Origin of the sequence: Bacteroides finegoldii DSM 17565 (genome assembly GCF_000156195.1) — a bacterium.
Taxonomy (GTDB): domain Bacteria; phylum Bacteroidota; class Bacteroidia; order Bacteroidales; family Bacteroidaceae; genus Bacteroides; species Bacteroides finegoldii.
The window spans coordinates 121,663-132,379 of sequence record NZ_GG688327.1 but is presented as its reverse complement, the minus strand read 5'-3'; the positions used below and the strand labels follow the sequence as shown (position 1 = coordinate 132,379).

Sequence of the window (10,717 nt, the reverse complement as noted above, 5' to 3'; positions counted from 1 at the left end):
AGTATCCTGATCTGTATACTTCTCAGGAACGATATTTTTCTCCTCAAGGTAGAACACAACTTCATTTACACTTTCCTTCACATCAACAAGATCAAAGTAGTCTAAAGTGCCTTCAGGAAGAAGAAGGCGATAACCGTTTAACTCCATAAGCTATGAATTTGGAGACAAAGATAACAATTTATAAATTTACCCCTCAGGTTTTTACATTGACCCTTAAATTGGATTAATCTGAAACTTCGGTTGTTTTCAGTCTGTTTATTTCCGTACTAGGTTATGAATTAATTTTGAGCTTGTGCAAATTTATTCTTAATACTTAATGGATTTATGACTAATGATGCATGATTTTATTCGTCTGACAGTTGTCAGACGAAAGTTCAACAACTGTCAGACGAATAAAGTTATGTATGACGAGTATTAAATCACTGCGTACTGCTAATTAGGTTTTAAAGAAACTAATATAGGTAAGAAGAATAGATAAAGTTGTATTCTGAAGAACTATTGCATTCTGAAAAATAGATATGCAAATGCTGTTTGTTAAAAGGCGATGGGCAATTCGCAAGACTAACTGAAATTTCCTGTTTATTCTGTTTTTGAGGTAAAAGCTGTAAGTTGAATTCATAAATTTTATCCAAAAGAAGGCAAAAGAATAGAATAAACAAGCAGAAGCGTAACACCCTGTCAATAAAAATACTATATTTATTGCAGCTAGAGAGCACTTTAAGTAATGCTTAAGAGGAAAAATGAAAAGTAGTATATATACTATATATTTTCTATTATTAATTACTTAAACACATTTTTTATGGAAGCCAAGAAATCAAAAAAGGCTGCAATTGAGAATCAACGGGGTTCTTGGTTGTTGATGGGTTTGGTTGTTGCGCTCGCTTTCATGTTCGTTTCGTTCGAATGGACACAACATGATGTCAGGGTTGCGGCACTATCATCAGATGATGAATCCATCTTTGTGACAGAGCTAGTTCCAATTACATTCCCTGAGGAGAAACTGGAACCGCCTCCACCTCCCGAAAATAAGGTCGTAGACATATTAGAAATAGTAAAGAACGATATAGAGGTGACGGATGAGGTTTCTACAGTATCAGAGGATATGAATGCAGTTCATGAAATTGTATGGATACCGCCTGTGGTGGAAACCGAAACGGTAGTTGAAGACGTTATTCATGTCAGCGTTGAGATTATGCCGGAGTTTCCGGGTGGTACGGCTGCTTTAATGAAATATTTAAGCGGTAATATCAAGTATCCGATGATTTCACAGGAAACCGGCTCACAAGGAAAGGTTATTGTTCAGTTTGTTGTAGATAAGGACGGGACGATAACGAATCCTGAAGTGGTACGAGGGGTTGATCCGTATTTGGATAAAGAAGCTGTCCGTGTGATCAGTTCTATGCCGAAGTGGAAACCCGGAGTGCAGAACGGTAAGAAAGTTCGAGTAAAATATACTGTGCCTGTAATGTTCAGACTTCAGTAATTGCTTGAAATAGATGAGTGTAAAGAGGGTATGTCAAAATTCGGAATCGAATGAGCCATTGACATACCCTCTTTTTCTATATTTGTTTTTTATCTTTTTCGCTTATACCAGATATTTGAGAGTAAAGAGGGCTGCGAGAATATACATGGTGAGTGATATCTTCTTGAACTTACCCGATAGCAGATTGGTCAGTACATAACTGATAAGCCCGAGAACAATACCGTCTGAAATGCTATAAGCCATTGGAATCATAATGATACAGATGAATGCCGGAACTGATTCCGTGAAATCATCCAGATCAATGTCTTTGATAGGTGACATCATGAATAAACCGACCAACACCAGGATAGGGCAGGTTGCCGCACTTGGGATGGAGAGGAAAAGCGGTGCGAAAAGCAAGGCTATTCCGAAGCAGATAGCAGTTACAAAAGAAGTGATTCCGGAACGGCCTCCTTGAGCGATGCCTGATGCGCTCTCTACAAATGTGCTTACCGTATTGGTTCCTAACATTGCCCCTACGGTAGTCCCGATAGCATCGGCCATAAATGCCTGTTTGGCACGGGGCACTTTCCCATTAACCAACATTCCGGCTTTGTTGGATACGCCGACCAACGTGCCGATGGTATCGAACATATCAATAAATAACAATGTAAACACAGTAAAAGCCATTTGAGTGGTGAGCACTTTTGAGAAGTCGAACTTGAAAAATACCGGTTCCAATGAGGGAGGTATACTGACGATTCCGTTAAATTCGGTAATTCCCATCGGAATGCCGATCAACATTGTCAAAAGGATTCCCCATAGCATAGACCCTTTTACTTTTTTTATAAGTAACACGTAAGTTGGAAAGGGTCAGTAGGATAAACAGGATGCCTTCGATAAGCACTGCTGTTAATGCAAATTCCCAAGTATTACCCATACCCAGACAGACTGTGAAAGCGAAAAAAGCATTTAGTCCCATGCCGGGAGCAAGCGCGAACGGAAGTTTGGCCCATACCGCCATAATAAGAGTGGCTATTAAGGAAGCTGTGGCGGTAGCGGTGAATACCGCCCCCTTATCCATGCCTGTGACACCCAGTATGCTAGGATTCACGGCAAGAATGTATGACATAGTCAGAAATGTAGTAATACCTGCAAGAATCTCAGTTCTTACCTGCATGGAATGTGAATTGAATCCAAACAACTTTTGTAGCATATTCTTGTTTTCCATATTCTTCGAATATTTTTAGACGTTACAAAAGTAGATAAATTTTAGACAATCGGGGTGTATTCAGTTGTTGAATTCTTCTTGCGCCACTATTCTGTCTTTGCGATAAAAAACATATCTTTGTATCCGAGAATAAAAAACGAACGTTTGTTTTATGAATCTTCTACTTTCTATAAAAAGACCTTTTATTTGGCTTTCCCGTTTTCGCTATCGTTGCGGATATGGTGTGCATTCCCCTTTTGCTTTCAGTCTGATAACGGATGTGATTTATGAGTATACACCCTATTATGCATATCATGCTTTGCAAGAAGAGCAGAGAAAGAAAGTGAGAGAATGTGGGTGGAGTAAGAGTAGAGGAAAAATAAACCGCTTTTTGTTCCGGTTGGTGAATAAAGTACAACCTGCCACTGTTATAGAAGTGGGACAGCCTTCGACGGCTTCACTTTATTTGCAGTCGGCTAAGCCTTCCGCTTCTTATCTATTTGCTTCCGACCTCTCGGAACTGTTTCTGGATGCAGATACTCCGGTCGATTTTTTATATATGAATAATTATCAGAATCCTGAACTGATGGAAGAAGTTTTTCATATTTGTGCGCAGCGGGTTACTTTGAAAAGTGTGTTTGTGGTGCAGGGAATTTGCTATTCAAAGAAGATGAAAACGCTTTGGAATCAATTGAAGGAGGACGAGCGGGTTGGGGTTACTTTTGATTTGTATGACTTGGGTTTACTCTTTTTTGATAAAACAAAGATAAAACAGCATTATATCGTCAACTTCTGAGAACCTTTGTACGTTACCTTATATAGATGATTAAAAAAGAAAATTATGAAAAAGAGCCTTGTATATACAAAAACCGGTGATAAGGGGACTACCAGCCTAGTTGGCGGCAGTCGTGTGCCGAAAACGCATATCCGCCTGGAAGCCTATGGGACAGTGGACGAACTGAATTCGAATTTGGGCTGGCTGTACACCTATCTGTTGGATGAGGCGGACCGTCACTTTATTTTAGGAGTTCAGCATAAGTTGTTTGCTATCGGCTCCCATCTCGCTACCGATCAGGAGACAATGCAGTTGAAACCTGCGAGTATTATAACTTCCGGAGATGTAGAAAGTCTTGAACATGAAATAGATAAGTTGGACGAACAATTGCCGGAGCTTTGTGCCTTTATTATTCCGGGTGGAAGTCGGGGCGCATCTGTTTGTCACATCTGCCGGACAGTCTGCCGACGGGCCGAAAGACGTATTTTGGCTTTATCCGAAACTTGTACAATTTCGCCCGAAGTATTTGCTTTTGTCAACAGATTGTCAGACTATTTGTTTGTATTATCCCGGAAAATTAATTTTGATGAACAAAATAACGAAATATTTTGGGATAATAGTTGGAAATGATAGATTTTATTATACTTTTGCCGAAAAATAGAAAGCAAGACAAATTTAGTATTCACTTTAAATACTCAAAATTATGTATTGGACATTGGAACTAGCATCAAAACTTGAAGATGCTCCCTGGCCGGCAACCAAGGATGAATTGATTGATTATGCCATGCGTTCGGGTGCTCCTCTTGAAGTTATTGAGAATCTCCAAGAGATGGAAGATGAGGGCGAAATCTATGAAAGTATCGAAGATATTTGGCCGGATTATCCTAGTAAGGAGGATTTTTTCTTTAACGAGGAAGAGTATTAATTTTAACTGAGAACTGAACATATAAAATGCCCGATAACTATACAAAAGCTATCGGGTATTTTTTTGTATCTTACAGTGCTTAGAATACGGGCATTTGCCAAATGAAACCTACGGATACCCGGTTCGTAGTGTAGTCCGTTTGTCCCAATGCTTTGGCCCGGGAAGCAAAGTCATAGCAACGTCCTACGTATGTTACGAAGAAGTGCAGATTGGTTTCCATCGGATAGAATTCGATACCGGCAAGATATCCCCACGAGGTGCGGTAATTCCCTTTTTCCACTCCTTCGGAGGCTTTAGTGACAGATGCGGTCTCATACATCCCTTTCACAAAAGCGTTCCATTTTGGCAGAAAACGGTAGTTGCATTTGGCTACAACGGAAAGATAACCGGTGTCGAAGACGTTATGTCCGCCTTGATGTCCGACAATACTCGTGATGATTCCCTTGCGGTCGATATCTTCTTTCGAATACATGAAATCTACAAAGGCGTTCCACTTACCCAGATTCAGTTCATTACCTATGGCATAATAATACATATTATGATTTTTGGCTTCATTCATGATAGAGGTCGACCAACGAGTTTTGAACATGTTGTTGAAGTTGCCATTCCAGTTCAATGTATATACCAGCGGCATTTTCCCGGATTTCAGATCGGGTACATTACCTTCGGTGTCTTCTGTAATCCCGTAGGTACTGTCGAAAGAATCGTTGCGGCTGTTTAGGATTTGCAGATTCAGTTGCTGGTCGGGAGTGATATTATAACCAACATTCAATCCGGTCATGAAGTTACTCATATAATCAATCATGTCGCAATATTGGTAGACATCAATCGGATTCAGATCGAATTCAAAACCACCGTAAGCGGCGCATTGCTTCCCGGCGAAAAGGCTGAACTGCTCATTTAGTTGGATACCAATACCTGCATAATCTATAGAGGTGGGAAGATTATCAATCATGCCGTTTGCATCGTTCGAGCGGTTAAGGCGTTGACGGTAACGGTAGGAGAGCCAGTTGTTGATATTACCTTTTGCCTCGATGCGGAGTTGGTGCATATTGAAGTCACCTTCTTGAAATCCGTCCCGGAAATGGGCATCAAAGCTACCTTGCATATTCAGATAAAGGTTGAACTTATCTGTATTCTTTTTCACGTCTGTCAGTTCCTCAAATAAAGGAGTATTAGGAGAGAATTTGTCTTTTTTCTCTGCTTTTTGGGCATATATTCCCTGTATGCTGCCCGTGAGGAGCAGTATAAAAATCAATTTTTTCATAAGTTAGTCAGGGTTTAGTATTCGTTAAAATATTGCTGAATTTGCTTCCAGTCCGTAGTTTTGGTTAATGCAAGCATTAGCAATACACGCGACTTTTGCGGATTCAACTCCTGCGAAGCCACAAACTGATATTTAGCGTCGTCTACTTCTGCGTCAAGAGTCGTAGGACCGGTTGGAACACGGGAGGAACGAACAACAAGAATCCCTTTTTTACGTGCATCTATCAATGATGGGAAGATGTTTTTATGGATATTCCCGTTACCTACTCCGGCATGGATGATTCCTTTATATCCGTTGTTGAGCAGAGGAGTCATCATATCAGCCTCAATATTGGAATAGCTATATACGATACCTACTTTGGGGAGTGAAGTAAGGCGGGTCACGTCAAATACTGATCGGGTGGTATGCTTCTTGAGTGTTATCTGATTATAGAATACTTTTCCATTTAGTACATAGCCCAGTGCACCGGAATTGGGAGCTTGGAATGTCTGTACGTCAACGGTGTTCATTTTCACTGTGCTTTCCGCTCCCAAGATAAGTCCGTTCATGGCGATCAGTACTCCTTTGTCTTTTGATTCTGTGGCAGCGGCAGTGACTACGGCATTATAAAGGTTTAACGGTCCGTCGGCACTTAATGCGGTAGACGGACGCATGGCGCCTACCAATACTACCGGTTTATCACTTTTAACGGTTAGATTCAGAAAATAAGCGGTTTCTTCCATTGTGTCCGTTCCGTGAGTAACGACAATACCATCGATATCCGGACGTTTCAGCAGTTCGTTGATTTTCTTGGCAAGTGTAAGCCATACTTCATCGTTCATGTCCTGCGAACCGATTTTTACGATCTGCTCACCTGTAACGTTAGCGATCTCTTTGATTTCCGGTACGGCGTCAAGCAGCGCACCGATGGCCACCTGTCCGGCTGTGTAACTGGTTCCGGTGGCAGAACTTCCTGTACCTGCAATCGTTCCTCCTGTGGCAAGGATATGAATATTCGGTTTTGCGGCAAACGCCATTGTCACGGTTAATAGTAGTGTTACTGCTATCAGACCAAATCTTTTGAATTGTTTCATAACTGAATGAAGTTTAGGTTAATAATATATAGTTAGAATATTTGTATAAAAAGCAACCCTAGTCCGATAGCAACAGCCGTTGATACAAGTCCGGGCATCATGAATGAATGATTCAGCACATATCTGCCGATTTTTGTTGTTCCCGTACGGTCAAAATTGATAGCGGCTACTACGGTAGGGTAGTTTGGAATAAAGAAATATCCGTTCACTGCAGGGAATAAGGCAATCAGCATATAGGGGGAGATACCGAGTGCAATGCCTAGCGGTACTAGTGCACGTACGGTAGCGGCCTGGCTATATAATAGGATAGACATCACAAACAGTGCAATTCCGAAAAGCCATGGCATTTGACGTACGATACCTTCGATGGAGAAAGTCAGTTGCGCCATATTACCTTGAAGGAACGTATCTCCCATCCAGGCAATACCGAAAATGGCGATTACCGCTTGCATTCCGGCAGGAAATACAGAGCCTTGTGTAGCTTTGATTCCGTCTGTTTTTGTTAGCAACAGGATGATGGCGGCAGCCGACAGCATGACGATTTCGATGATAGAGGACATTCCTAAAGTAACGATTTCACCATCGATAAGAAAAGACGGGCGCATCCCTTCAAAAGAGCCGAAAAGTACGATGAAGGCAGTAGCCAACATGAAGATGATAACAGAAATCATAGCTGAACGTTTGTTCTTGACATCCTTGATTTTTATTTTCTTGTCGTTGAAAAGCCCTTCTTTCAGACGTTTCTGGTATTCGGGATCTTCTGACAGGTTTTTGCCCACTCTCATAGAAAACAACGCACCTACCAAAACACCGGTAATGGTAGCGGGAATCGTAATCTTGAGAATATCGAACAGAGTGATGTCGAAACCGGCCAATAGTCCGAGTAAAGCAACTGTGGCTGCAGAAATCGGGCTTGCGGTAATCGCTTGTTGGGAAGCGATAACCGCGATACCGAGCGGACGTTCCGGACGGATTTTTGTTTCGGTGGCAACTTCCGCAATAACCGGTAATACGGAATAGGCCACATGACCGGTTCCGGCCACAAAAGTAAACAAGTAAGTCACTAATGGGCTTAACAAAGTAACGTGTGACGGATTCTTCCGTAATAAATGTTCTGCCAGCTTCACCATATAATCGAGTCCGCCGGCAGCCTGCATACAGGCGGCGGCTGAGATAACGGCTGCAATCATTAACATTACGTCGATAGGAGGAGCGGTAGGTTGCAGGCCAAAAACGAAGGTAAGTATCGCCAATCCGATTCCTCCCATCACTCCGAGACCGATTCCTCCCAAGCGTGCACCAATAATAATGGCAGTCAGAACAAATGCTAATTGTAATATCATAAGGTTATTGCGTTAAGTTTAAAGACAAAGATAAGTGATTTCTTTCTTTGTACTTTCTTTTTCCTGTATTAAGAACAAAAAAGTTATTGAATGGTTTTTGCATATTTATTAAAACAATAACCTTGCTGGTTGGTTATTATAAGAACTAACTAAAATGTCATTGTTATAAAACAACCGATATGAAACAGAATTTATCAACAAAAACTCGTACAGAAAGCGACTTGATAGGTAGTCGTGAGGTGCCGGAAAGTGCATTGTACGGAGTGCAGACACTCCGTGGTATTGAAAATTTTCGCATCAGCAAATTTCACTTGAACGAATACCCTTTGTTTATTCAGGCTTTGGCTATTACGAAGATGGGAGCTGTCGTTGCCAATCGCAAATTGGACCTGTTAACAGAAGAACAGGCAGACGCCATATTGAAAGCTTGTAAGGAAGTTCTTGAAGGCAAGCATCATGAACAATTTCCGGTTGATATGATTCAAGGTGGTGCCGGAACGACTACGAATATGAATGTCAATGAGGTGATTGCCAACCGTGCATTGGAATTGATGGGACACCGGCGCGGAGAATACCAGTATTGTTCTCCCAATGACCATGTGAACCGTTCCCAGTCTACTAATGATGCTTATCCTACCGCTATTCACATTGGTTTGTATTACACTCATCTCAAATTGGTGAAGCATTTTGGAGAATTGATAGCTTCTTTCCGGAAAAAAGGGAAAGAGTTTGCACATATTATCAAAATGGGACGTACCCAATTGGAAGATGCGGTACCGATGACGCTTGGACAAACTTTTAATGGATTTGCAAATATTCTGGAGCAGGAAGTGAAGAACCTGGATTTTGCCGCACAGGATTTTCTGACAGTCAATATGGGAGCGACAGCTATTGGAACCGGAATCACAGCCGAGCCGGAATATGCGGAAATGTGTATTGAGGCTCTGTGTAAGATTACAGGGCTGGATATAAAGTTGGCGGATGATTTGATTGGAGCGACTTCGGATACTTCTTGCATGGTGGGTTATTCGGCAGCGATGAAGCGGGTAGCTGTAAAGATGAATAAGATATGTAATGACTTGCGGCTGTTAGCGTCCGGACCGCGTTGTGGGCTGGGCGAAATTAATTTGCCGGCTATGCAGCCGGGATCCTCCATCATGCCAGGAAAAGTGAATCCTGTAATACCTGAAGTAATGAATCAGGTCGCCTATAAAGTAATAGGTAACGACCTTTGTGTGACAATGAGTGGGGAGGCTGCCCAGATGGAACTAAATGCAATGGAGCCGGTGATGGCGCAATGCTGTTTTGAATCCGCTGATCTGTTGATGAATGGTTTTGATACTTTGCGTACTTTATGTGTAGACGGCATTACTGCCAACGAAGAAAAGTGCCGTAGAGATGTTCATAATAGTATCGGGGTAGTGACAGCTTTGAATCCGGTAATCGGTTATAAAAACTCTACTAAAATAGCAAAAGAAGCTTTAGAGACAGGGAAAGGAGTGTATGAACTTGTATTGGAGCACAATATTCTTTCTAAAAAAGACTTGGATACCATTCTGAAACCGGAGAATATGATTAAGCCGGTGAAGTTGGATATTCACCCAAATCGTTGATTGGTATTTATAGTAAGTGGAATTGGTTTAAGATGAGAAATCGCCGAGCGGATCGTTGATCTGTTCCGGTGGTTTTGATGATGTATTACTTTGATTTTATACGGGAATAATTGCTAATTTATCCGGCGAAATGGTTATTGTTTATTACTTCGAAAGTGGCGAACTTTGCAATATCATTTCTTGTAAACTAAACAAGTAAATTTCGAACCAATTAGAAGATATAAATACATTTGATGTTATTATTATCGGTTTCGGTAAGGGAGGAAAGACCCTTGCGGCAGAGTTTGCAAAACGTGGGTGGAAAGTCGCCATTGTCGAACGTTCTGATAAAATGTATGGAGAGACGTGTATCAATATCGGCTGTATTCCGACAAAGACGTTGGCTCATCAGGCTAAAATTGCTTCCGGTATGAAGAACTCGACATTTGAAGAGAGAAGAGATTTATCGCAATGACATTGCTGTGAAGGAGTCTGTGACAAGTGCGTTGAGAGACAAGAATTACCATAATTTGGCAGATCATCCTAATGTAACAGTTTATACAGGTGTGGGTTCTTTTGTATCTGCTGATGTGGTGTCCGTACATCTACTGAAGAAATATGGTTGACATCAAAGCAAATAGAGGGTGTGTCAAAACGTAATTTGATGAAAGGACAACTTTTAATCTGAAACTTGACTCCCTAAATCAATGATGAAAAGAGCCATATCATTACTCAAAAACAGAGTTTGATATGGCTCTTTTATAATTGTTAGTTACAATCTGTAACTTTTTAGAGTAGTCATTTTAGTTTTGACACACCCTCATTTTGCTTTTCATGATCCGCCTGGGGCTTTCACCGTAGCGGTCTATATCTTTTTTATAAACTCTTGTAAACCTTGAAAAATTGTACTATAACGAATTAGTAGCGATTTATAGGAACGCTTGTTGTCAGTGAGAGGCATTCGTTTGTCAGCCGTTCTCTGATACCGTAAAGATAGAAGATCACTTTTTATTTCCCAAATATTTGATTATTAAATCTTTAAAAAAGATTCCCAGTGCAAGGGTGAACCT

Annotated in this window: 8 protein-coding genes and 3 pseudogenes; 6 read left to right on the top strand and 5 right to left on the bottom strand. The window is 41.1% G+C overall.

The window, feature by feature from the left end; all coding sequences use genetic code 11:
• Positions 1-147, bottom strand: a pseudogene (locus BACFIN_RS23980) (ISAon1 family transposase N-terminal region protein); the annotation flags it as partial.
• A 652-nt stretch (positions 148-799) separates the two neighbouring features.
• Here BACFIN_RS23980 and BACFIN_RS06055 point away from each other — a divergent pair.
• A complete protein-coding gene (locus BACFIN_RS06055) occupies positions 800-1,483 on the top strand; it encodes an energy transducer TonB (protein ID WP_007755751.1) in 684 nt (227 codons plus the stop codon).
• A 102-nt stretch (positions 1,484-1,585) separates the two neighbouring features.
• Here BACFIN_RS06055 and BACFIN_RS20900 read toward each other — a convergent pair.
• Positions 1,586-2,678: pseudogene (locus tag BACFIN_RS20900) on the bottom strand (NCS2 family permease).
• Between the two features lie 166 nt (positions 2,679-2,844).
• On the opposite strand from BACFIN_RS20900, the gene BACFIN_RS06060 reads away from it, so the two are divergent.
• The 3 genes from BACFIN_RS06060 to BACFIN_RS06070 all read left to right on the top strand — a co-directional run bounded on the left by BACFIN_RS06060 (position 2,845) and on the right by BACFIN_RS06070 (position 4,372).
• Entirely contained in the window at positions 2,845-3,468 is a 624-nt protein-coding gene (locus BACFIN_RS06060; protein ID WP_007755741.1) for a hypothetical protein, read from the top strand.
• 45 nt (positions 3,469-3,513) lie between these two features.
• Positions 3,514-4,077 (top strand): cob(I)yrinic acid a,c-diamide adenosyltransferase, encoded by a 564-nt coding sequence (locus BACFIN_RS06065; RefSeq protein WP_007755739.1) that lies wholly within the window; start codon positions 3,514-3,516, stop codon positions 4,075-4,077.
• 73 nt (positions 4,078-4,150) lie between these two features.
• On the top strand, positions 4,151-4,372 hold the full coding sequence (locus tag BACFIN_RS06070) for a DUF2795 domain-containing protein (protein ID WP_002558131.1): 222 nt from the start codon (positions 4,151-4,153) through the stop codon (positions 4,370-4,372).
• A gap of 79 nt (positions 4,373-4,451) precedes the next feature.
• Here the strand turns inward: BACFIN_RS06070 and BACFIN_RS06075 are convergent, their stop codons facing one another.
• Genes BACFIN_RS06075 through BACFIN_RS06085 form a run of 3 tightly spaced genes read right to left on the bottom strand, consistent with a single transcriptional unit; the run spans position 4,452 to position 8,055 of the window.
• Positions 4,452-5,639: a porin gene (locus BACFIN_RS06075; RefSeq protein ID WP_007755736.1), complete on the bottom strand. Its 1,188-nt coding sequence runs from the start codon at positions 5,637-5,639 to the stop codon at positions 4,452-4,454.
• 14 nt (positions 5,640-5,653) lie between these two features.
• Positions 5,654-6,712, bottom strand: coding sequence for an L-asparaginase 2 (gene ansB, locus BACFIN_RS06080; RefSeq protein ID WP_007755734.1), 1,059 nt, complete (start codon positions 6,710-6,712; stop codon positions 5,654-5,656).
• A gap of 32 nt (positions 6,713-6,744) precedes the next feature.
• Complete coding sequence (locus tag BACFIN_RS06085) at positions 6,745-8,055, bottom strand: anaerobic C4-dicarboxylate transporter family protein (protein ID WP_007755727.1); 1,311 nt, start codon at positions 8,053-8,055, stop codon at positions 6,745-6,747.
• 179 nt (positions 8,056-8,234) lie between these two features.
• Here BACFIN_RS06085 and BACFIN_RS06090 point away from each other — a divergent pair, with 179 nt between their 5' ends.
• Positions 8,235-9,668 carry an aspartate ammonia-lyase gene (locus BACFIN_RS06090; protein ID WP_007755725.1) on the top strand — a complete coding sequence of 478 codons (1,434 nt, stop codon included), beginning with the start codon at positions 8,235-8,237 and terminating at the stop codon, positions 9,666-9,668.
• A gap of 220 nt (positions 9,669-9,888) precedes the next feature.
• Positions 9,889-10,287, top strand: a pseudogene (locus BACFIN_RS23725) (FAD-dependent oxidoreductase); the annotation flags it as partial.
• Positions 10,288-10,717: the final 430 nt, after the last annotated feature.

Coding starts and splice junctions, on each gene's coding strand:
- BACFIN_RS06055 (WP_007755751.1), top strand. CDS start 800: ATGGAAGCCAAGAAATCAAAAAAGGCTGCAATTGAGAATCAACGGGGT.
- BACFIN_RS06060 (WP_007755741.1), top strand. CDS start 2,845: ATGAATCTTCTACTTTCTATAAAAAGACCTTTTATTTGGCTTTCCCGT.
- BACFIN_RS06065 (WP_007755739.1), top strand. CDS start 3,514: ATGAAAAAGAGCCTTGTATATACAAAAACCGGTGATAAGGGGACTACC.
- BACFIN_RS06070 (WP_002558131.1), top strand. CDS start 4,151: ATGTATTGGACATTGGAACTAGCATCAAAACTTGAAGATGCTCCCTGG.
- BACFIN_RS06075 (WP_007755736.1), bottom strand. CDS start 5,639: ATGAAAAAATTGATTTTTATACTGCTCCTCACGGGCAGCATACAGGGA.
- ansB (WP_007755734.1), bottom strand. CDS start 6,712: ATGAAACAATTCAAAAGATTTGGTCTGATAGCAGTAACACTACTATTA.
- BACFIN_RS06085 (WP_007755727.1), bottom strand. CDS start 8,055: ATGATATTACAATTAGCATTTGTTCTGACTGCCATTATTATTGGTGCA.
- BACFIN_RS06090 (WP_007755725.1), top strand. CDS start 8,235: ATGAAACAGAATTTATCAACAAAAACTCGTACAGAAAGCGACTTGATA.